Below are 21375 nucleotides of genomic sequence, written 5' to 3'. Positions count from 1 at the left end.
TGCGACAACTCCCCGGAGAGCCGGGCTTCGGGTCAGGCGCCGGGCTCGCACCCGTCAGGTGCCGGGCTTGCGCCCCCATACGTAGACCCGGTCGCCGCCCTTGAGCACGCCCCACAGTCGCTTGGCGTCGGAGACCCGCAGATTGACGCACCCGCGCGAGCCGGGCGGGCTGTACACGTTGCCGTAGATGCCGTGGAACGCCTGGCCGCCACTGAAGAACTGGCTGTACGGCATCGGGCTGTTGTACAGCGACGACCAGTGGTTCTTGTGCCGCCAGTAGACCTTGTGCCAGCCGGTGCGGGTGCGGTTGCCCGCGCGTCCGCTGCGGATCGGGACCGGCCCGTAGACGATCTTCTTGCCCTTGCTGACCCACATCAGCTGGCGCGGCAGGTCGACGCAGGCGAGCCGGTACGCGCGCGTGGGGCACTTCTTCGCCGCGTTGGGGTTCTTGCGGGCGCTGATGGCGCGCATCCGGCCCCAGGTGACGGGCCCGGCGAAACCGGCGTTCGGGCGGATGCCCTGCTTGGTCTGGAAGGCGCGGATGGCCCGGCAGTCGGCGGGCGACTGGCGTCCGTCGGCCTTGCGCTTCAGCCAGCGTTCGACCTGACGCTGGTAGGGGCCGGTCTTCTTGGTGCAGGCGGCCGCCGCGAGCGGGCCGGGCGCACCGCCGGACCCCACCGGGGACACCGCGTCGCCGGGCGGCACGTACTCGATGAGCGCGTCGGCCCCGGGCGGCGCGAGCGGCGGCTCCATCGCGTCCTCCTCCGCGCTGGGCGTGTAGACGTGCGGGGGCAGCGACTGGTCGGGGGTGTCCTGGGGCCAGGTGCGGTGCGGGGCGAGCCGGACACCGGGGACGAGCCCGGCTTCGGAGGGCGGGGCGGGCACAGGCGGTCCGGGGTCCGCGAGGGCCGGGGCCGCGGGCAGGGCCACGGCGAGGGCGAGCAGCGCGGCGAGTCCGCCGCGCACGGGGGTGCTGGTCATGGGCATGAGAGAAACCCGGCACCGCGCCGCTTCCCGGTCAGCCGCGCGGCACGGAACCCGAAAAGCGGTTGATCGGCCTACTCGTACCTACGTATCGTAAGCAAAAACCTAGGGGTCCTAGGTAGCGCCTCGGGAAGACGGAAAGGGGTCGTAGAAACATGATGGCCAGAGCGGGCCTGACCAGCGAGCGGGTGGTGGCCGCGGCCGCCGATCTCGCCGACACGGTCGGCTTCGAGAACATCACCATCGCGGCGCTCGCCCGCGGCTTCGGCGTGAAGGACGCGAGCCTGTACGCGCACGTCCGCAATCTCTCCGACCTGAGCACCCGGGTCGCGGTCCTCTCGGGGCTCGACCTCGCGGACCGGATCTCGGACTCGCTGGCGGGCCGCGCCGGGCGCGACGCGCTGCTCGCCTTCGCGCACGCCTACCGCGCCTTCGCCCGGGAGCACCCCGGCCGGTACGCGGCGACGCAGCTGGAGCTCGGCCCGTCGGCGCTCGACGACCACCCGGGCCTGCGCCGCAATCTCACCGGCCCCTACGCCCTGCTCCAGGGCTACGGCCTGACGGAACCGGCGCTGACCGACGCCGTCCGCCTGCTGCGCAGCACCTTCCACGGTTTCGTCGCCCTGGAGCTGGCGGGCGGCTTCCGGCACAGCCGGGACGTGGAGCGGTCCTGGGCCACCGCGCTGGAGGCCCTGCATGTGGCGCTCTCCAACTGGCCCGAGGAGGAGGGAAGGTGAAGTACCCGACGACAGAGCGCACGCTGCGCGTCCCGGGCGCGACCCTTCATCACGAGATCCGCGGCAGCGGCAGCGACCCCGTACTGCTCCTGCTGCCCGGCGCGGGCGGTGACGCGGCGGTCCTGGACCCGGTGGCCGACGCGCTGGCGGACACCTTCACGGTGCTCACGCACGACCCGCGCGGCTACTCGCGCAGCACCCTGGACGGCCCGCACACCGAGCAGCGGGTGCCGGTCCACGCGGACGACGCGCGCCGTCTGCTGGACGCCGTGTCCCCCGGCGAACCGGCGTACGTGGCCGGGGCGTCGAGCGGCGCGATCGTCGCCCTCGACCTCCTCGCCCGCCACCCCGGCCGCGTCCGCCGGGTGGTCGCGCACGAGCCGCCGTCGTGGTCCGTGCTCCCCGACGCGGCGGAGCAGCTGGCGTTCTTCGACGAGGTGCACGAACTGTTCGTGACGGAGGGCCTCCAGGCGGCGGGCGAGCGCTTCCTGCGCGGGATCGGCGGTGCGATGAAACCGGCCACGTGGATGACGCGCCCCGAACTCCCGCCCCGCACCCGGGAGATGATGGTCCGCCTGACGGCGAACGCGCCGCTGGCCTTGGAGTACGAGTACCGCAGCTTCGCCGCGTACGTCCCTGATCTCGACGCCCTCGCGGCCGTACGGCACCGCCTGACGCTCGCGGCCGGCGAGGCGACCCGCCCGCACCTCCCCTGCCGCCCGGCAGCACTGATGGCCGACCGCCTGGGCCTGGAGCCGGCGTCCTTCCCCGGCGCCCACAATGGCTGGTCCACCCACCCTGCCGGGACCGCCGATCTGCTGCGCGCCCTCCTCCTGGGGGACACTCGGTGACATGCGCACTGCCTATGACGTGGAAACGGTCCGGTCCGCCGAACGCGCACTGATGGCGCGCCTGCCGGACGGTGCCCTGATGCAGCGCGCCGCCGCCGGCCTGGCCGTGGCCTGTGCGGATCTGCTCGGCAAGGTGTACGGATCCCGGGTGGCCCTGCTGGTCGGCTCCGGCGACAACGGCGGCGACGCGCTGTACGCCGGCGCCCGGCTGGCCCGCCGCGGCGCGAGCGTCACGGCCCTGCTGCTGTCCCCCGACCGGGCGCACACGGGCGGTCTGGCGGCGCTGCGCGCGGCGGGCGGCAGAGCGACGGACGCGGAGTCGGTCACGGCCGAGGACACGGTGTCCCGGGCGGACCTGGTCCTGGACGGGATCGTCGGCATCGGCGGCAAGGGCGGGCTGCGCCCCCGCGCGGCACGCCTTGCCGAGGCCGCCCGAGGACTCGTGGTGGCGGTGGACCTGCCGAGCGGCGTGGACGCGGACACCGGCGAGGTGCACGGCGACGCGGTCCGGGCGACGGCGACCGTCACGTTCGGCGCGTACAAGCCGGGCCTGCTGGTCGACCCGGCGCGCGAGTACGCGGGCGTGCTCCGCCTGGTGGACATCGGCCTCGAACCCCCGTACGAGAAGGCCGCCCTTGAGTCGCTGCAGCACGCGGATGTGGCGGCGCTGCTGCCCGAGCCGACCGGCGAGAGCGACAAGTACCGGCGCGGTGTGGTCGGCGTGGTCGCGGGTTCGGCGCGCTATCCGGGGGCGGCGGTCCTGGCGGTGGCGGGCGCGCTGCACGGCGGGGCGGGCGCGGTGCGCTATGTGGGCCCGGCGGCCGACGCGGTCCTCGCCCGGTTCCCCGAGACGCTGGTGTCCGCGGGCCCGCCCGCGAAGGCGGGCCGCGTCCAGTCCTGGGTGATCGGCCCCGGCCTGGGCGACGACACCGCCGGTCTCCTTGACGTCCTGGACTCCGACGTACCGGTCCTGATCGACGCGGACGGGCTGCGCCTCGCGGACGTGCGCGCCGTCCGCGCCCGCACGGCCCCCACCGTGCTCACCCCGCACGCCGGTGAGGCGGCGGCGCTCCTGGGCGTGGCCCGCGACGAGGTGGAGGGCCAACGCCTGGCCTCGGTACGGGCGTTGGCGGACCACTACTCCGCGACGGTCCTCCTCAAGGGCTCGACGACCCTGATCGCGTCCCCGGACGCCACGTCCCCGGCCCGCGTGAACCCGACCGGCACCCCCTGGCTCGCCACGGCAGGCAGCGGCGACGTCCTCTCGGGCCTGACCGGCTCCCTCCTGGCAACGGGCCTGCACCCGCTCGACGCGGCCTCGTCGGGCGCCTACCTCCACGGCCTGGCGGCCCGCTTCGCGGCGAACGGGGCGCCGGTGTCGGCGCAGGATGTGGCGGACGCGGTGCGGGTGGCTTGGCGGGACGTACGGGGCGCTTAGCCGGGTGCGCAGTTCCCCGCGCCCCTGGGTTGCCCGCTCGCCTGCGGGCCGGTGGCCGCTTCTCGCGCAGTTCCCCGCGCCCCTGGGTAGTTCGTCATCGGCAGGCCGGTGGCCGCTTCTCGCGCAGTTCCCCGCGCCCCTGGGTAGTTCGTCATCGGCAGGCCGGTGGCCGCTTCTCGCGCCGTTCCCCGCGCCCCTGGGTAGTTCGTCATCGGCAGGCCGGTGGCCGCTTCTCGCGCCGTTCCCCGCGCCCCTGAGGCAGGCGCTTCGCGCCGCCTCCCCTTGAGGCTGCGCTCCGCGCGCCTCCACCCGAGGCAGGGGCCGCGCCTCCACCCGAGGCAGACGGCGCACCCCTGATGGAGACAGCGCACGAAGTGCGCATCTCCAGGGGCGCGGGGAACTGCGCGACCAGCCACGACGAAAGCCGCACCCGAAAACGAGGGCGAGCGCAGCTCACTTCAGGGGCGCGGGGAACTGCGCGAGAAGCGGCCACCGGCCCGCACCCGGCGTCACCCCTCGGCCACCACCACGGCGGACGCCACCCCGGCGTCATGGCTCAGCGACACATGAAACGACCGCACCCCCAGCTCGGCAGCCCGCGCAGCCACGGTCCCGCTCACCCGAAGCCGCGGCTGCCCACTCTCCTCGACGAACACCTCGGCATCCCCCCACCGCAGCCCCCGAGGCGCCCCCAACGCCTTGGCCGCCGCCTCCTTGGCAGCGAACCGGGCAGCGAGCGAGGCGACCCCGCGCCGCTCACCGCTGGGCAGCAGCAGCTCCCCTTCCGTGAACAGCCGCGCAGCCATCCCCGGCGTACGCTCCAGCGCCGCCGCGAACCGCTCGATCTCGGCCACGTCGATCCCGACCCCGATGATGCTCATGCCGAGCACCTTACGGTCGGGGGATCAGCCGGCGTCCATGAAGAGGTCCGCGGCGTCGGTGGCGTGAACGGCCCGCTGGGCCCAGACGGTGAGCCGGTCGCCGTCGGTGCAGGCGAGGACGCGCTCGCGGACATGCTCCGGGACCAGGACACCGCGCCATTCGAGAATGCGCAGCGTCATCTCGGCGCGATCCTCGATCCGGCCTTCTTCGCGAAAGCCTTCAGCGACGGGCGTCGGGCCGCGCCGCATCCCGAGCCCAACTGGTGCGCATCCTGGAGATGTCCGAGGCCGACCACGTCACGGTCCGGGTCAGGCGCCGGAAGCACCCTGGTGCACCTGGGCGGAACGGTCCCCCGTCTCGACACCGTGGCGCGCGATGCCCCGCACGGCACTGCCTACCTGGACTCCGAGGCCCAACTGGAGCACTTTCGAACGCTCTTCCGTAGGGTGAGGGAAGCGTCGCTCCCCCAGGAGCAATCACGTGACCTCATCCACCAGTTGGCCAAGGAACTGCGAGGGCAGCATGACCACCCCGACCCAGTGGAGGAAGTCGTCCTGCTCCGGCGGCGGCGAGGGCAACGACTGCGTCGAAATCTCCGACCACCCCACCCAAGGCACCCTCACCTTCCCCACCCCCGCCTTCACCACCTTCGTCGCCGCCCTCAAAGCCACCCGGTGACCGACGACTCCCCAGAGGCATGGCACGCCCGCCTCGGCTGGACGTACGGCCTCATCGCGCGGGACCCCGCAGAGCGCACCGCCGCGCTCGACCGCCTCTCGGAGGCGCGGGCCGCCACCCAAGCCGCCCTGGACCAGGTCAACAAGTGGTGGTACCGGACGCGCCGGCTCGGGCCCGAGAAGCAGTACCGGAACACCAGCCTCCGAAAGGCCATGGGCGCCCACAAGGACGCCCAGAGGCACAGCCTCCCCGGCGGCTTGTGGAGCACGTGGCCGCTGCCCGACATCACCACCTGGCCCGGACTGCCGTACGCCCTCGTCTTCCTGGAGTGGGAGGCGCGCCACCCGCAGGAGTGGACGGAGCGCGCCAAGGCCTGGGGGACGAAGGAGGTCCTCATCCGCCGCCTCGCCGTCCCCGGCCACACCGAGCCGGTCCGGGCCAAGCTCACCGAGCTCGTCGAGCTGGCCGTCCGCCGGGCCTACCGCTGCAAGGACCGCGAGTACATCCGGGTCGCGCGCGCCGTCGACGGCCCGGACCTGCGCGCCGGGCTCGCCCGCGCCGCCGACTCCGACGAGCCCTGGGCCAGGACCCACGCCGGCTACGTCCTGTGGGCCCTCGACCACCCGGGCACACCGGCGATCACCCGGCACACCTGGCTCGCCTACCTCTCCGGTGCACCCGACTGCCGGTGCCCCGAACATCAGGACTGACCTACTCCACGGTCACCGACTTCGCCAGGTTCCGAGGCTGATCCACCTCGTTCCCCCGCGCCGTGGCCAGCTCGCACGCGAACACCTGCAACGGCACCGTGGCCACCAGCGGCTGCAACAGCGTCGGCGTGGCCGGCACCCGCACCAGGTGATCGGCGTAGGGGACGACGGCCTCGTCGCCCTCCTCGGCGATGACGATGGTCCGCGCCCCGCGCGCCCGGATCTCCTGGATGTTGGAGACGATCTTGTCGTGGAGGACGGAACGGCCGCGCGGCGACGGCACGACGACCACCACCGGCACCCCGTCCTCGATGAGCGCGATCGGCCCGTGCTTCAGCTCCCCCGCCGCGAACCCCTCGGCGTGCATGTACGCCAGCTCCTTGAGCTTCAGGGCGCCTTCGAGGGCCACGGGATACCCGACGTGCCGCCCGAGGAACAGCACGGTGTCCTGCCCGGCCAGCGAACGCGCCAGCTCGCGCACCGGCTCCATGGTCTCCAGGACCCGCTCGACCTCCTCGGACATCCGGCCCAGCTCCCGTACGACGGCCAGGATCTCGTCGCCCCACTTGGTGCCCCGCACCTGACCCAGGTACAGCGCGACCAGATAGCAGGCGACCAGCTGCGTCAGGAACGCCTTCGTCGAGGCGACGGCCACCTCGGGACCCGCGTGGGTGTAGAGGACCGCGTCCGACTCGCGCGGGATCGTCGAACCGTTCGTGTTGCAGATGGCCAGCACCGTCGCGCCCTGCTCGCGCGCGTGCCGCAGCGCCATCAGCGTGTCCATGGTCTCGCCGGACTGCGAGATCGCGATGACGAGGGAACGCGCGTCGAGGATCGGGTCCCGGTAGCGGAACTCGCTCGCCAGCTCGACCTCGCACGGGATCCGGGTCCAGTGCTCGATGGCGTACTTGGCGATCAGCCCGGCGTGGAACGCCGTCCCGCACGCCACGATCACGACCTTGTCGACCATCCGCAGCACCTGCGCAGGGATCCGCAGCTCGTCCAGCGTCAGCTGCCCCTCGGCCCCGATGCGTCCGAGCAGGGTGTCCGCGACGGCCTTCGGCTGCTCGGCGATCTCCTTGAGCATGAAGTAGTCGTAGCCGCCCTTCTCGGCGGCCGAGGCGTCCCAGTCGATGTGGTACCTGCGCACGTCGGCCGCACGCCCGTCGAAGTCGGTCACCGTCACCGTGTCGGGGCGCAGCTCGACGACCTGGTCCTGCCCCAGCTCGATCGCCGAGCGGGTGTGCGCGATGAACGCCGCCACGTCCGACGCAAGGAACGCCTCACCCTCCCCGACGCCCACCACCAGCGGCGAGTTCCGGCGCGCCCCCACCACCACGTCCGGCGCGTCCGCGTGCACCGCGACCAGCGTGAACGCGCCCTCCAGACGACGGCAGACCCGCCGCATCGCCTCCGCCAGGTCCCCCTCGAACTCCTCGCCGAGCAGATGCGCGACGACCTCGGTGTCCGTCTCGGAGACGAGTACGTGCCCGCGCTCGGCCAGCTCGTCGCGCAGGGCCGCGAAGTTCTCGATGATCCCGTTGTGGACGACGGCGACCCGCGACGCGTTGTCCAGATGCGGGTGCGCGTTGGCGTCCGTGGGGCCGCCGTGGGTGGCCCAGCGGGTGTGCCCGATGCCCGTGGACCCGGCCGGCAGCGGCCGGTCCACCAGGGCCTTCTCCAGATTGGCGAGCTTGCCGGCCTTCTTCACCGAGGCCAGCGAACCGTCCGCGAGGACCGCGATCCCCGCCGAGTCGTACCCCCGGTACTCAAGGCGCTTGAGCCCGGCCAGCACCACGTCATGAGCCGACTGTGAACCTACGTATCCCACGATTCCGCACATACAGGGCAGGGTAGGCCCGTGTCCACGCCGATCAGTGCCCCCACGCGATCCGGTCCCGCGCGTCCTGCACCATGCCGAGGTACTCGGCCTCCTCGCAGCGCGGCTTGCTCCCCATCTCGTACAGGTCGAGGCAGTCGTCGAGGTCCTCGCCTATGTCCTCGTCCGGCAGCTCGTCCGCCAGCTCACTGCGGACACGCCCGGCCCACTCGTCCTCGTCCCGACCCGCTCCCACCCACGTACGGACGAACGCGGGCACCCGGAGTACGGACATCGCGCCTTACCTCCCGGCCCACGGGACCGGCTCTGTCCCGCAGGTCCTTCGAACGTAGGCGCCACCCCCACCTCAGGTCCACAGGTGTGCACGACCTGTGACGGCGGGAAGGGGAAGGGCCACCCGGCGTGACGTACCCCACCTCCACGACCTGCCACACAGCCGTAACAATGGACTGTGATCTCTCCGGTCTCCGAAAACCTGCGGAGCGCCCACCGGCACAGGCCGGAGGCGACTCCCTACGTCGACCTCACCCGCGGCGAGTGGAGCGCCCTGCGCGACAAGACTCCGCTGCCCCTGACCGCCGAGGAGCTGGAGCGGCTGCGCGGCCTCGGTGACGTCATCGACCTCGACGAGGTGCGGGACATCTACCTCCCGCTCTCCCGCCTGCTGAACCTCTACGTCGGCGCCACCGACGGACTGCGCAGCGCGCTCAACACCTTCCTCGGCGACGCCGGCAAGAAGGGCTCGCAGTCCGGCACGCCCTTCGTCATAGGGGTCGCGGGTTCGGTGGCGGTCGGCAAGTCGACCGTCGCCCGCCTCCTCCAGGCGCTGCTGTCGCGCTGGCCCGAGCACCCGCGCGTCGAGCGCGTCACCACCGACGGCTTCCTGCTGCCCACCAAAGAGCTCCAGGCCCGCGGCCTGATGGCGCGCAAGGGCTTCCCCGAGTCGTACGACCGGCGCGCCCTGACCCGGTTCGTCGCCGACATCAAGGCCGGCAAGGACGAGGTGACGGCGCCGGTCTACTCGCACCTGATCTACGACATCGTGCCGGACGAGCGACTCGTCGTGCGCCGCCCCGACATCCTCATCGTCGAGGGCATCAACGTGCTCCAGCCCGCCCTGCCCGGCAAGGACGGCCGCACCCGGGTCGGCCTCGCCGACTTCTTCGACTTCAGTGTGTACGTGGACGCGCGCGAGGAGGACATCCAGCGCTGGTACCTCAACCGCTTCAAGAAGCTGCGCGCGACCGCCTTCCAGAACCCGTCCTCGTACTTCCAGAAGTACACCCAGGTCTCGGAGGAGGAGGCACTCGACTACGCCCGCTCCACCTGGCGCACCGTCAACCGCGTCAACCTCCTGGAGAACGTGGCCCCCACCCGCGGCCGAGCCAACCTGGTCATCACCAAGGGCCCGGACCACAAGGTCCAGCGACTGCGCCTGCGCAAGCTGTAGGCAGGCGGCCGGCCGGGGCTGTTAGAAAGGCGCCATGCTGCATCTGCGCCTGATCACCCCGGCCGCCACCACGGACGACGTGGTGCGCCTGATCGAGAAGACGGTCGGCACCACGCACCTCGCGGTGCTGACGGGCGCGGCACGCGACCCGATGGGCGATGTCGTCATGTGCGACGTCGCCCGCGAGGCCGGCGACGAACTCCTCGCGGGGCTCAGGGAGTTGGGCATCGACGAGTCCGGGTCGATCGCCGTCGAGAACATCGACCTCTCGCTCTCCCGGCGCGCCGACAGGGCGGAGGACGACGCACCGGGCGAGGGCGCGGACGCGGTCCTGTGGGACCAGCTCGCCGAGGCCACGCACGAGGAGTCCACGCTCTCCGTGACCTACCTGGCCTTCATGGTGATCGCCACCATGATCGCGGCCTGCGGTGTGGTGCTCGACAACGCGATCCTGATCGTCGGCGCGATGGCCGTCGGCCCCGACTTCGGCCCGGTCGCCGGTCTGTGCACGGCCCTGGTGCGACGCGCCCCGCGGCTGGCCCTGCGGGCGATGACCGCGCTGCTCGTCGGCTTCGCGGTGTCGATGGTGGTGGCGGTGGGCTTCAGCTACTTCATGGACGCGGTCGACCTGTTCAGCCGCGCCCAGCTGGAGGCGGACCGCCCGAACACCAGCTTCATCTTCAACCCGGACTGGTTCTCGTTCGTCGTGGCCGTCCTCGCGGGCGCCGCGGGCACCCTCTCGCTCACCTCGGCGAAGTCGGGCGCCCTGGTCGGCGTCGCCATCTCGGTGACGACGGTCCCGGCGGCGGCGAACGCGGCGGTGGCCTTCAGCTACAACGAGTACCGCCAGGCCTGGGGCTCAACAGAACAACTCCTGCTGAACCTGGTAGGCATCGTGGTGGCGGGCACCCTGACGCTCCTCGCCCAGAAGGCCTTCTGGGCGAGGCAGCGAAGCGCCCCGTAAGGGGCGCGGGGAACTGCGCGAGAAGCGGCCACCGGCCGTCACCCGACCGACAACCGGGGAGTCACCCCAGCACCGACTTCACCACATCGGCAAGCCGCCCCGCGACAGCCCGAGCCTGCTCGATATCAGCAGCCTCAACCATCACCCGCACCAGAGGCTCGGTCCCCGAGGACCGAAGCAACACCCGCCCGGTGGACCCGAGTTCCCCCTCGGCGTCCGCCACAGCGGCAGCGATCTCCGGCGCCGACCCGACCCGCGCCTTGTCCACGTCCGGCACATTGATGAGCACCTGCGGCAGCCGCTCCATGACGGACGCGAGGTCCCGGAGCGAACGACCGGTCTGCGCGACCCGCGCGGCGAGCAGCAGCCCGGTGAGCGTGCCGTCACCGGTGGTCGCGTGGTCCAGCACGATCACGTGCCCGGACTGCTCACCGCCCAGCGCGTACCCGTGCTCCTTCATGTTCTCCAGCACGTACCGGTCACCGACCGCGGTCTGGACGAGCGTGATGCCCGCGCGCTCCATGGCCAGCTTCAGACCGAGGTTCGACATGACGGTCGCGACAACGGTGTCGTGGCGCAGCGCGCCCCGCTCCTTCATCGCCAGCGACAGCACGGCGATGATCTGGTCGCCGTCGACCTCGGACCCGGTGTGGTCCACGGCGAGGCAGCGGTCGGCGTCCCCGTCGTGCGCGATGCCGAAGTCGGCGCCCTGCTCGACGACGGCGGCCTTCAGCAGGTCCAGGTGGGTCGAGCCGCACCCGTCGTTGATGTTGAGCCCGTCGGGGTCGGCGCCGATGGTGATGATCTCGGCCCCGGCCCGCGTGAACGCCTCGGGCGAGACCCGGAAGGCCGCGCCGTGCGCCTCGTCGAGCACGATCTTCAGGCCCTCGAGCCGGTTCGGCAGCACGCCCACCAGGTGCGCGATGTACTGGTCGAGCCCCTCGTCGTACGACTTCACGCGGCCGACCCCGGCACCCGTCGGACGGTCCCACGGAGCGCCGGTGCGGTGCTCCTGGTAGATCGTCTCGATGCGGTCCTCCAGGACGTCGTCCAGCTTGTGGCCGCCGCGCGCGAGGAACTTGATGCCGTTGTCCGGCATGGCGTTGTGGCTCGCGGAGAGCATCACGCCGAGGTCGGCGCCCAGCGCGCCGGTGAGATACGCCACCGCGGGGGTGGGCAGCACGCCGACCCGCAGGACGTCGACACCCGCGCTCGCCAGGCCCGCGACGACCGCGGCCTCCAGGAACTCGCCCGAGGCGCGCGGATCTCGGCCGACGACCGCGACGGGCCGGTGCCCCTCGAACGAACCGGCCTCGCCGAGTACGTGCGCCGCGGCGACCGACAGACCGAGCGCCATCTCGGCGGTCAGGTCGGCGTTGGCCACGCCGCGCACACCGTCCGTGCCGAAGAGTCGTCCCACTTGGTGTCCTCCGAACTGAAAACAAGTCGACCATAAGCCGAACGCCCCGGCAGCACGCGAAGTGCCGCCGGGGCGAACGGGAAAAACAAGCAGGCAGCGAGATTTAGCGCTTGCTGTACTGCGGGGCCTTGCGGGCCTTCTTGAGACCGGCCTTCTTGCGCTCGACCGCACGGTCGTCACGCTTGAGGTAACCGGCCTTCTTGAGCGCCGGGCGGTTGTTGTCCACGTCCGCCTCGTTCAGCGCGCGGGCCACGCCGAGGCGCAGGGCACCGGCCTGACCGGAGACGCCGCCACCCGAGATGCGGGCGATGACGTCGTAGCGGCCGTCCAGCTCGAGCACCTTGAAGGGCTCGTTGACTTCCTGCTGGTGGACCTTGTTCGGGAAGTAGTCCTCGAGCGTGCGCCCGTTGACCTTCCACTTGCCCGTGCCCGGCACGATGCGAACGCGCGCGATGGCGTTCTTGCGACGGCCCAGGCCGGCGGCCGGCTGCGGGTCGCCGAAGCGGGCGGGGTTGGACTCCGAGGTGTACTCGCCCTCGACAGGCGCGTCCGACTCGGTGGTGTAGCTCTCGACGTCGACGATCTCTTCGACCGGCGTCTCGGCGGTGGTCTCGGCCACGATGCTCCTCAGATTCTTTTCTGTCTTTGGGGGTGTGGCCGGAACTACTGCGCGACCTGAGTGATCTCGAACGGCACCGGCTGCTGGGCAGCGTGCGGGTGCGTGTCGCCCGAGTAGACCTTCAGCTTCGAGAGCATCTGACGGCCGAGCGTGTTCTTCGGGAGCATGCCCTTGATGGCCTTCTCGACGGCCTTCTCGGGGTTCTTCGACAGAAGCTCGTCGTAACGGACGGAGCGCAGACCACCCGGGAAGCCGGAGTGGCGGTACGCCATCTTCTGGGTCTTCTTGTTGCCGGACAGGTGCACCTTGTCGGCGTTGATGATGACGACGAAGTCACCCATGTCCATGTGCGGGGCATAGACGGGCTTGTGCTTGCCGCGCAGGAGGATGGCGGCGGTGGTGGCCAGACGGCCCAGGACGATGTCCTGCGCGTCGATGACGTGCCACTGGCGAGTCACATCGCCGGGCTTAGGGCTGTACGTACGCACTTAGCAGCCTTCTTCTTCAGTGGATGGGTGCTGAACATGGCATCACTGAAGCGATCGTGCAGTTGGGGACGACAGTGCCGGGTTCAGCGCCCGTATGCCGCCCACTGGAAACTGCTCCAGGGAACCTGTGCAATGGCTTCTCACATGAGAATGAGCAAGCCGATACACATAACGACTAGGCAGAATACCCACGCCGCCCCGTACGGGTCAAAACGCGGCCCGGCTCCGCCCTGGCCGAAGCCTCCAGGATAACGCTCCGCCACACCCCTCCCCCAGCACTCATGTACCACGTTTAAGATGCGCCCCATGAGCTTCGGGCAGGGGGGACCCCAGTGGGGGCCCAATGACAACGGAAACGCTCCGGACTGGGCGGCGCTCGCCGAGGCCTCGGAGACACGCGCTCGCAAGCGCCGCTGGCTGCTGATCGGCGTCGCCGCGGTCGCGACTCTCGCCGTGGGATCGGTGGTGGCCTGGGGGATCGTCTCGGCGAACAAGAGCAGCAACGCCGGGAACAAGCCGGCCGACCAGCTGCCGAGCACCGCGGACATCCCGAGCGAGGACAAGACCGAGCAGCCGACCTTCGAGCCGACGTCCGCGGCACCGCCGCTGGACCCCAACGACTTCATCGACAGCGCCGCCAAGGACACGGCACCGCTCAGCGCGGACACCCTGTTCCCCGGCAAGACGCTCACGTTCGGTGGCAACACGTACACGAAGGGTGCCACGAGCCGCAGCGCCGACTGCACCGCCGCCGCGCAGAAGGGCCTGGCCGGCGTCCTGAAGAAGAACAACTGCACCCAGGTGATCCGCGCCACGTACTACAAGAGCGGCTCGGCGGTCACCATCGGCGTCGCGGTCTTCGACAGCAAGGCGCAGGCCACCAGCGCCAAGGAGCAGTACGACTTCGACGGCGGGGTCGTCTCGCTGCCCGGCTCCGGCGTCCCCACGTTCTGCCGTACGACGGTGTGCCGCCAGACCGCGAACTCGGTCGGCCGGTACGCGTACTTCACCAACGGCGGCCGTACCAACGGCACGGACGCCACCAAGAAGGACAGCGTCCTGTTCGCGCTCGGTGACGACCTCCAGGAGTACACGTTCCAGCGGATCAAGCAGCGCGGCGAGACGCAGGCCTCGGCGGCCGCCCGGGGCTGAGCGCGCCGGGGCTCACTTCGAGGTCCTGACCCAGATCCGGTACCGGCCGGTGCCGCTGGAGTTGCGGAACGGCAGCTCGGCCAGCAGCCGGTAGTGGGTGTTCCCCCGGGTCGCGGCCGCGACGATGTCGTCGACCCGGGGATTGGTGAGCCCGTCGAGGACGATCAGGTCGAACGCGCCGTCGCGGACCGCGACGCGGTAGGCGTCGTCCCCGGCGTGGTACCCGCCCTTCTCGTCCTTGTACTCCATGCCGAAGACGCTCTGCCACTGCCGGTGACTGGTCTTCTCGCGCAGGTAATAGGCGGGGACCTCGGGCGTCGAGCTCAGATAGAGCCCCTCGGAGTCCACCCGCGGGGCGATCGTCCGGATCATCCGCGTGGAGTCGGGCCAGAGACCGAAACGCCAGTCCGCCTGCTGGATGCCCAGACAGAGCGCGGTCGTCCACAGCAGGATGCCGAGCTGCGGATGGCGGAAGTGCGCGCCGATCAGCCGGGTCACGCCGACGCCCGCCATGGGCGCCGCGAAGAACAGGCCGAACCCGATGTGCTTGAACAGCGAGACCACGGTGGCCAGATGGATCTGGTAGGCGGGCGCGAGCAGCGCGGTGCCGCACAGCAGCAGCCCGAGGAGCAGCCGCCGGCTCCGGCCGGGGTTGCCGAGCCTGCGGGCGAGCGGTGACTCGTTCAGCCGGCTGCGCCACACGTACGAGATCGCGCCGCCGACCGCCGTGAGGAACATCAGGCCGCCCCACTCGGCGGACTGCTCCAGCAGGTAGCGGCTGCTGTCGCTGCCGTGGGCGCGGTCGGTGGTGGTCTGCCGCACACCGGCGAGCAGGTCGGTCACGTGCGCGCCCGCGGCGAGCAGTGCGCCGGTGCCGAGCGCCAGCAGCACCACACGGAGGATCGCGGATCCGGCGCCGCGCCGAGGCCACGCCGTCAGCAGCGCGAGCCCCAGGATCGTCGGCAGGTACAGGGCGGACGCGTACTTCACACCGACGGCGAGCACGGCGACGGGAGCGGCGAGCAGCCCCGCGACGGCGGGCAGCCGGTCGGTGCGCACCACGATCCAGGTGGCCAGAGCGAGCAGGAACAGCGCCATCGCGTCGTACGTCGCGTAGTGCCCCATGACGGTCGTCGACTGCATGACGGCGAACAGCCCGGCCGCGGCGAGCGCCGCCCGCTCGCTGAAGAGGCGCCGGGTGATCGTGTACAGCAGGCCGGTGGTGCCCAGCATCAGGACGAGGCTCAGGGCGCGCGCCCCGGACAGCCCGAACCGCCCGTCGACCAGCGCCGCGAGCACCGGGTACAGCTGCGGCGACCCCGAGAAGTAGGCCGCGTAGTCCTTCGGCAGCGCGGTGCCGTGGAGCAGGTGGGCGAGCTCGGCGTGCCCGGCGGTCAGGTACAGCGCCTCGTCCTGGAACGCGGTGTTGGACAGCCTCAGCGACAGGACCGCCTGGATCACCAGGATCAGGAACAGCACGCCCCGGCTGACCCAGGCCCGGCGGCGGCTGGCCGCCATGTCCCAGCCCGCCTCGGGCGTCTCCGGTATCTCGTAGCCGGGGCCGGCCTTCTCGTGGCCGGGCTGCTCGTGGCCGGGCCCGGGCTGGACGGGTACCGCAGGCGTCACCGTCCGCAGCGCGTACGTCTCGTCGTCGGGTCTGCGCAGGGGCGGCACGCGATACGGCTGGGGCACGGAGGAGCCGCCGCCCGGGTTCATCGCGGATCCCGGACGTCGAAGCCGAAGCGGTCGTCGGCGGCGAGCTTCCTGAACTGCCGAAGGCCCGACGGGCTCGCCTCCAGCCGCCAGTCGGCCCGCTTGTCGTAGTCGAACCAGACGAACCCGATGACGTCGTCGTCGCCCTCGACGCCCGCGAACAGGTGGCGCACGTCCGCGCTGCGCCGGGCCCCCGGGTCCGCGGCCGTCTCCAGGAGCAGCACCGGCTTCGCGCTGAACTTCCGGACCTCCCTGAGCGTCCGGCCGAAGACGGCGTCGAACGAGGTGGCCGCCGGACCCGAGAAGTAGCCGACGACGCCCACCCAGTCCACGTACTCGTCACCCGGGTAGTAGGGCGCGAGACGCACGTCCGGCATCGGGTTGACGACGTTCGGCGACCAGGCCCAGATCACGTTCGAGGCGCCGACGTCGGCGAACGTGTCGTGGATGTGCCGCCAGGCGGCGACGTACTGCCGGGGGGTGACGTGCTCGGTGCCCCACTTCTCCCAGTTGCCGTTCATCTCGTCGGCGAAGTCGATGACGACGGGCAGGTTCAGCTTCTTCACCGCGGCCGCGTACGACGTCAGGTACCGGTCCCCCTTGCCCGCGGCGATGTCGGCGAGCGTGATGTCGAACGGCTCCCAGGACATCAGCGTCAGCGCGCCCAGGTCCCAGGCCTTGCGCACCCCGGTGGCGTCGAAGCCGTCGCCCCAGGCCGCGTAGTACTCGACGAGGTTGGGCCGCTTGCCGGTCAGTTTCGCGTACGCCTCGACGGGCTTCATCGAGGTCGGGGCGCCGTCGACGGCCGCGCCGTAGTACTTCTTGGCGGGCTTGAGCAGCGGCGTCACGTCGTAGGGCGGCTGTGCCTCGGCCGCCGACGACGCCGACGGGCCGCCGTCACCGCCGCGCGGTCCCGAACCGCCCTGCTCCGTGCCGGAGTTGCCGCCGCCCAGGGAGCAGCCGCCGAGCGCGAGGACCGCGGCCAGGACCAGGCCCGCGCCGCGCAGCGCCTTCGTGGTCGTACGGGACTTGGTCGCACGGGACTTGGTCGTACGGGTCGGTGTCACGTGGCGCTCTCCGCTCTGGGCTGCACGAGGACCCGGCCCACGACGAGGGCGTAGAACAGACCGGAGGACAGGATCAGGGCGAAGTCGGGGGCGTTCATGGTGAGCATCCGCCAGACCGCGGTGCCCACCCACAGCACCGCGGTGCCGCCGCTCCACACCCACATGCCGATCCAGAACCTGCGGGTCTTGTCCCTCTTCGCGCCGGAGGAGCCGGTGGGCCGCCAGCCGGCGCGGTTCTTGCGCAGGATGTCCCAGATGGCGAAGACGTGCGCCCAGCCGTACATCATGCGGGCGGCCCAGGCCTCCAGGCGGTACGGCGTCCTGTGCCACATCGGGAAGACGATCGTGGCGTAGAGGACGCTGGGCAGCACCAGATGCAGGTTCTCGGCCAGCAGTTTGCCCGGCAGGACGAGCAGCAGCACCAGCGGAACGACGGGAACGGCGAAGGTGAACAGCGCCGTGTGGATGTAGTAGAAGAACCCGGACAGGTAACAGAGCCGGGTCGACAGCCTGATCTTCCGCTGCCAGAACTTGGCGCTGCCCAGCAGGCTCATGGAGCCCGAACACCACCGGTACTGCTGGTTGAAGAACGCGCCCGCGGTGTCCGGGCACACCCCGGTGGACAGGGCGACCGGCACGTACCGCAGATCCCAGCCCAGGCCCCGCAGATCGAACCCGGTGTGCACGTCCTCGGAGTGCTCGATGAGGGTGCTGCCGCCGTTGGACTCCAGGGCCGACCGGCGGTACACGGCACAACTGCCCACGCAGATGGCGCCGTCACTGCCCTGCCGGGACACCTGCACCGACCGGTAGAACAGCTCCTGCACGGCTCCGGCACCGCGCTCTATCCAGTTCTGCGAGTCGAGCACCCGGAAGAACTGCGGCGACTGCACGATGCCGACGCGGTCGTCGGACTCCAGGTAGGGCAGCAGTTCCTGGAGCAGATCGGCGCGCGGGGTGAAGTCGGCGTCCAGGATCAGGATGTACGTGCCGTCGGACCGGCCGAACCCGAAGTGCAGATTGCCGGCCTTCTTGAACCAGCCGCGGTTCTCCCTGGCTCCGTAACGGAACCCGAAGTCCCTTGCCATGGCGGCCAGTTCGGGACTGGCACTGTCGTCGAGGACGAACGGCGAGCACACGCCCGGGTAGCGGTCGGCCATCGCCCGCACGTGCCGCCAGGTGTTGTGGAGCACCTGGATCGGCTCTCCGCACACCGGCAGGAAGACGTCGACGGACGGATGGTCCGCGGGCCGCCAGCTCCGCACCAGCCGACGGTGCCCCTTGAGGTCGAAGTCCCGGGAGAAACCATTCACCCGCAGCGACACGACGTAGTAGGCGACGCTGAAGAGCAGAAGAGGTAAGTACGCCCACAACAGCGGTGCGGACCAAGCCAGTTCGATCTGGCTGACCACCAGGCAGGTGAAGCTGACGAGCGAGCCGAGCGTCAGGACCCACAGCCGCCGACGGGTGTAGGAGTACTTCTCCCTGTCCGAGGGCGGCAGCGGGAGCAGCCCGAACCGCTCAGCGTCGTACCGCGGTGCGGCGCGGCGCCCCCTGGTCCGCACCATGCCGAATGAAGCCATCGACGGAAACCCCCCAGGTCCCGCACAACCGCATTGTCACCCGACCACCCCATTCGTTTCCCCGTGGCCGGATCGCGGAAGCATATCCAAGTTGCCTGGGATGTACACGAGTTACTTCAGCAACAGCCCGCCCCCGGCAGCGTCCGCTTGTTGCGCGCCTCCAGGTTCCGGGCGGCCAGCAGCTCGTCGGCCGGGTAGCCGACCTCCTCCAGCGTGAGCCCGTGCGGCCGCACCACGTGCACCGCAGAGTCCCGCACGCCCGCGGCGAGCACCTTGCCGGGCCACTCAGGCGTGCGGTGTCCGTCGCCGACGAACAGCAGGGCGCCGATCAGCGAGCGCACCATGTTGTGACAGAAGGCGTCGGCCCGCACGGTCGCGGTGACGACCCCGTCCTCCCCGCGCACCAGGCTCAGCTGCTGCAGGGTACGGATGGTGGTGGCGCCCTCACGGCGCTTGCAGTACGCGGCGAAGTCGTGCTCCCCGAGCAGCCGCTGCGCCGCTTCGTTCATGGCCTCGACGTCCAGCGGCCAGTCGTGCCACAGCACGTGCCCGCGCAGCAGCGGGTCGACGCCGCCCGGGTGGTCGGTCACGCGGTACGCGTACCGCCGCCACACGGCGGAGAACCGCGCGTTGAACCCGCTCGGCGCGGGCGCCACGGACCACACCCGTACGTCCTTGGGCAGCCGCCCGGCGAGCCGCTTGAGCAGCTTCTCCGAGTGCTCGGCCCACACGTCCTCCGGCAGATCGACGTGCGCCACCTGCCCGCGCGCGTGCACCCCGGCATCGGTGCGTCCGGCCACGGTCAGCTCGTACGTCCGCGTCGACCGGGTCACGGTCCGCAGCGCGCTCTCGATCTCCCCCTGCACGGTCCGCCGCCCGCCGGCCTGCTTGGCCCACCCGGAGAAGTCGCTGCCGTCGTAACTCAGATCGAGCCGTACGCGCACGAACCCGTCCGCTGCTTCATCACTCACCCGAAAATCCTCTCAGCAACGCGAAGCGGGCCCGCCCCGAAAAGGAACGGACCCGCAACGAAGGGGAACTGCACGTACCCACAGCCCCCGGCAGACGACTAGGCGTCCTTGGACTCCTCAGCGGCGGCCTCGGCCGGCTTGGCGTCCTCGATGACCTCGGCCGGGGCCTCGGTCTTCGGCTCGGCGTCCTTGGCGGAACGCTTGGTGGCGGCCTCGGCCTCACCAGTGGCCTGCTGCGCGACCGTCAGGGCCTCGACCAGCTCGATGACAGCCATGGGCGCGTTGTCGCCACGGCGGTTACCGATCTTGGTGATACGGGTGTAGCCACCCGGACGGTTCTCGTAGCGCGGGCCGATCTCGGTGAAGAGCGTGTGGACGACGCTCTTGTCCGTGATGACCGTGAGCACCTGACGGCGGTTGTGAAGGTCGCCCTTCTTCGCCTTGGTGACCAGACGCTCCGCGTACGGACGCAGACGACGGGCCTTGGCCTCGGTCGTCGTGATCTTGCCGTGCTCGAAGAGCGACTTCGCGAGGTTCGCGAGAAGCAGCTTCTCGTGCGCGGCGCTGCCGCCCAGACGGGCACCCTTGGCGGGCTTCGGCATGATGTTTCTCCTTGGTGTCTGCCCCGGCCGTATCAGGTACCGAGGTCAGTGTCCGAGCGGGCAGGTTTGCCCGTCGGAGACCCCGCGCCCCGTAGGGGCGCGGGGAACTGCGCGACCAGCCACAGCCGGTCGGCAGCCGAAATCAAACAGCCGGTCCCGAGCTCTTAGTACTGCTCGGTCTCGACGAACCCGGCGTCGGCGTCGTCGTCCGCGCCGAAGGCATCCGCGGCGGCGGTCGGGTCGAACCCGGGAGGCGAGTCCTTGAGCGCAAGGCCCATGCCGGCAAGCTTGGCCTTGACCTCGTCGATCGACTTCGCACCGAAGTTGCGAATGTCGAGCAGGTCGGCCTCCGAGCGGGCGACGAGCTCACCCACGGAGTGGATGCCCTCGCGCTTGAGGCAGTTGTACGACCGAACGGTGAGCTCGAGCTCCTCGATCGGCAGCGCCAGATCGGCGGCCAGGGCGGCGTCCGTCGGGGACGGACCCATGTCGATGCCCTCGGCGTCGATGTTCAGCTCGCGGGCGAGACCGAACAGCTCGACCAGGGTCTTACCGGCCGACGCCATGGCGTCACGGGGACGCATGGCCTGCTTCGTCTCGACGTCGACGATCAGCTTGTCGAAGTCGGTCCGCTGCTCGACACGCGTGGCCTCGACCTTGTACGTGACCTTCAGAACCGGCGAGTAGATCGAGTCGACCGGGATGCGCCCGATCTCCTGACCGACCTGCTTGTTCTGGACGGCGGAGACGTAGCCGCGACCGCGCTCGACGGTCAGCTCCATCTCCAGCTTGCCCTTGCCGTTGAGCGTGGCGAGGACGAGGTCGGGGTTGTGCACCTCGACACCGGCCGGGGGCGCGATGTCGGCGGCGGTGACCAGACCCGGGCCCTGCTTGCGCAGGTACATCACGACCGGCTCGTCGTGCTCCGAGGAGACGACCAGCTGCTTGATGTTGAGGATGAGGTCGGTGACGTCTTCCTTGACGCCCGGCACGGTGGTGAACTCGTGCAGGACACCGTCGATCCGGATGGACGTGACGGCCGCACCCGGGATCGAGGACAGAAGAGTCCGGCGGAGGGAGTTGCCGAGGGTGTAGCCGAAGCCCGGCTCCAGCGGCTCGATGACGAACCGGGAGCGGAACTCGTCGACGACCTCTTCGGTCAACGAGGGACGCTGAGCAATCAGCATGTTGCGATCCTTCAGTCATGGGCACCCACTATTTGATGC

The 21375-nt window shown here is 70.9% G+C and carries 22 protein-coding genes and 1 pseudogene; 9 read left to right on the top strand and 14 right to left on the bottom strand.

All coding sequences use genetic code 11. The annotated features are described in order from the left end of the window. Window positions 1–54: 54 nt before the first annotated feature. A complete protein-coding gene (locus ACFVDP_RS11100) occupies window positions 55–981 on the bottom strand; it encodes a L,D-transpeptidase family protein (protein ID WP_383486732.1) in 927 nt (308 codons plus the stop codon). A 161-nt stretch (window positions 982–1142) separates the two neighbouring features. Here ACFVDP_RS11100 and ACFVDP_RS11095 point away from each other — a divergent pair, with 161 nt between their 5' ends. Genes ACFVDP_RS11095 through ACFVDP_RS11085 form a run of 3 tightly spaced genes read left to right on the top strand, consistent with a single transcriptional unit; the run spans window position 1143 to window position 4010 of the window. Then, window positions 1143–1721 (top strand): TetR/AcrR family transcriptional regulator, encoded by a 579-nt coding sequence (locus ACFVDP_RS11095; RefSeq protein ID WP_383487327.1) that lies wholly within the window; start codon window positions 1143–1145, stop codon window positions 1719–1721. Next, window positions 1718–2572, top strand: coding sequence for an alpha/beta fold hydrolase (locus tag ACFVDP_RS11090; protein ID WP_383486729.1), 855 nt, complete (start codon window positions 1718–1720; stop codon window positions 2570–2572). Before ACFVDP_RS11095 ends, ACFVDP_RS11090 begins: the two co-directional genes overlap by 4 nt. A 1-nt stretch (window position 2573) precedes the next feature. After that, window positions 2574–4010: an NAD(P)H-hydrate dehydratase gene (locus tag ACFVDP_RS11085; protein ID WP_383486726.1), complete on the top strand. Its 1437-nt coding sequence runs from the start codon at window positions 2574–2576 to the stop codon at window positions 4008–4010. Between the two features lie 509 nt (window positions 4011–4519). Here the strand turns inward: ACFVDP_RS11085 and ACFVDP_RS11080 are convergent. After that, on the bottom strand, window positions 4520–4891 hold the full coding sequence (locus tag ACFVDP_RS11080; RefSeq protein WP_383486723.1) for a holo-ACP synthase: 372 nt from the start codon (window positions 4889–4891) through the stop codon (window positions 4520–4522). A gap of 24 nt (window positions 4892–4915) precedes the next feature. Then, the gene (locus tag ACFVDP_RS11075; protein ID WP_383486721.1) at window positions 4916–5071 is read right to left on the bottom strand and encodes a hypothetical protein; all 156 of its coding nucleotides are present in this window, start codon (window positions 5069–5071) and stop codon (window positions 4916–4918) included. Window positions 5072–5154: 83 nt separating this feature from the next. Between ACFVDP_RS11075 and ACFVDP_RS11070 the strand changes: the two are divergent. From ACFVDP_RS11070 to ACFVDP_RS11060, 3 genes and pseudogenes are all read left to right on the top strand, one after another. Beyond that, window positions 5155–5326: pseudogene (locus tag ACFVDP_RS11070) on the top strand (transcriptional regulator); the annotation flags it as partial. 88 nt (window positions 5327–5414) lie between these two features. Further along, a complete protein-coding gene (locus ACFVDP_RS11065; protein WP_383487324.1) occupies window positions 5415–5570 on the top strand; it encodes a DUF397 domain-containing protein in 156 nt (51 codons plus the stop codon). Continuing rightward, window positions 5567–6280 (top strand): hypothetical protein, encoded by a 714-nt coding sequence (locus tag ACFVDP_RS11060; protein ID WP_383487321.1) that lies wholly within the window; start codon window positions 5567–5569, stop codon window positions 6278–6280. Before ACFVDP_RS11065 ends, ACFVDP_RS11060 begins: the two co-directional genes overlap by 4 nt. Window position 6281: 1 nt before the next feature. On the opposite strand, the gene glmS is transcribed toward ACFVDP_RS11060, so the two are convergent. Next, complete coding sequence (glmS, locus tag ACFVDP_RS11055) at window positions 6282–8123, bottom strand: glutamine--fructose-6-phosphate transaminase (isomerizing) (protein ID WP_383486718.1); 1842 nt, start codon at window positions 8121–8123, stop codon at window positions 6282–6284. A gap of 31 nt (window positions 8124–8154) precedes the next feature. Beyond that, window positions 8155–8394, bottom strand: coding sequence for a hypothetical protein (locus tag ACFVDP_RS11050; protein ID WP_383486716.1), 240 nt, complete (start codon window positions 8392–8394; stop codon window positions 8155–8157). 177 nt (window positions 8395–8571) lie between these two features. On the opposite strand from ACFVDP_RS11050, the gene coaA reads away from it, so the two are divergent. Together coaA and ACFVDP_RS11040 are read left to right on the top strand one after the other, a co-directional pair. After that, window positions 8572–9570, top strand: a complete 999-nt coding sequence (gene coaA, locus ACFVDP_RS11045; protein WP_383486713.1) for a type I pantothenate kinase — start codon at window positions 8572–8574, stop codon at window positions 9568–9570. 34 nt (window positions 9571–9604) lie between these two features. Beyond that, window positions 9605–10534, top strand: coding sequence for a DUF389 domain-containing protein (locus ACFVDP_RS11040; RefSeq protein WP_383486710.1), 930 nt, complete (start codon window positions 9605–9607; stop codon window positions 10532–10534). A gap of 61 nt (window positions 10535–10595) precedes the next feature. On the opposite strand, the gene glmM is transcribed toward ACFVDP_RS11040, so the two are convergent. From glmM to rplM, 3 genes are all read right to left on the bottom strand, one after another. Next, complete coding sequence (gene glmM / locus ACFVDP_RS11035) at window positions 10596–11954, bottom strand: phosphoglucosamine mutase (protein WP_383486708.1); 1359 nt, start codon at window positions 11952–11954, stop codon at window positions 10596–10598. A gap of 103 nt (window positions 11955–12057) precedes the next feature. Next, a complete protein-coding gene (gene rpsI, locus ACFVDP_RS11030) occupies window positions 12058–12573 on the bottom strand; it encodes a 30S ribosomal protein S9 (RefSeq protein ID WP_111663862.1) in 516 nt (171 codons plus the stop codon). Between the two features lie 44 nt (window positions 12574–12617). After that, on the bottom strand, window positions 12618–13061 hold the full coding sequence (rplM, locus tag ACFVDP_RS11025; RefSeq protein WP_383486704.1) for a 50S ribosomal protein L13: 444 nt from the start codon (window positions 13059–13061) through the stop codon (window positions 12618–12620). Between the two features lie 306 nt (window positions 13062–13367). Between rplM and ACFVDP_RS11020 the strand changes: the two genes are divergently transcribed. Next, entirely contained in the window at window positions 13368–14213 is an 846-nt protein-coding gene (locus ACFVDP_RS11020; protein ID WP_383486701.1) for a hypothetical protein, read from the top strand. Window positions 14214–14225: 12 nt separating this feature from the next. On the opposite strand, the gene ACFVDP_RS11015 is transcribed toward ACFVDP_RS11020, so the two are convergent. The 6 genes from ACFVDP_RS11015 to ACFVDP_RS10990 all read right to left on the bottom strand — a co-directional run bounded on the left by ACFVDP_RS11015 (window position 14226) and on the right by ACFVDP_RS10990 (window position 21336). Continuing rightward, the gene (locus ACFVDP_RS11015; protein ID WP_383486698.1) at window positions 14226–15929 is read right to left on the bottom strand and encodes a glycosyltransferase family 39 protein; all 1704 of its coding nucleotides are present in this window, start codon (window positions 15927–15929) and stop codon (window positions 14226–14228) included. Then, window positions 15926–16993: a glycoside hydrolase family 26 protein gene (locus tag ACFVDP_RS11010; RefSeq protein ID WP_383486695.1), complete on the bottom strand. Its 1068-nt coding sequence runs from the start codon at window positions 16991–16993 to the stop codon at window positions 15926–15928. The genes ACFVDP_RS11015 and ACFVDP_RS11010 overlap by 4 nt, the downstream gene beginning before the upstream one ends. Continuing rightward, entirely contained in the window at window positions 16990–18576 is a 1587-nt protein-coding gene (locus ACFVDP_RS11005; RefSeq protein ID WP_383486692.1) for a glycosyltransferase family 2 protein, read from the bottom strand. The genes ACFVDP_RS11010 and ACFVDP_RS11005 overlap by 4 nt, the downstream gene beginning before the upstream one ends. A gap of 116 nt (window positions 18577–18692) precedes the next feature. After that, entirely contained in the window at window positions 18693–19547 is an 855-nt protein-coding gene (gene truA / locus ACFVDP_RS11000; protein ID WP_383486689.1) for a tRNA pseudouridine(38-40) synthase TruA, read from the bottom strand. Between the two features lie 98 nt (window positions 19548–19645). After that, window positions 19646–20149 (bottom strand): 50S ribosomal protein L17, encoded by a 504-nt coding sequence (rplQ, locus tag ACFVDP_RS10995; protein WP_383486686.1) that lies wholly within the window; start codon window positions 20147–20149, stop codon window positions 19646–19648. Window positions 20150–20313: 164 nt separating this feature from the next. Continuing rightward, on the bottom strand, window positions 20314–21336 hold the full coding sequence (locus ACFVDP_RS10990) for a DNA-directed RNA polymerase subunit alpha (protein ID WP_003966937.1): 1023 nt from the start codon (window positions 21334–21336) through the stop codon (window positions 20314–20316). Window positions 21337–21375: the final 39 nt, after the last annotated feature.

This window comes from Streptomyces sp. NPDC057694, from assembly GCF_042799415.1.
Taxonomy (GTDB): Bacteria; Actinomycetota; Actinomycetes; order Streptomycetales; family Streptomycetaceae; genus Streptomyces.
The sequence above is the reverse complement of the archived record's forward strand: the minus strand, read 5'-3'. Positions and strand labels throughout refer to the sequence as shown.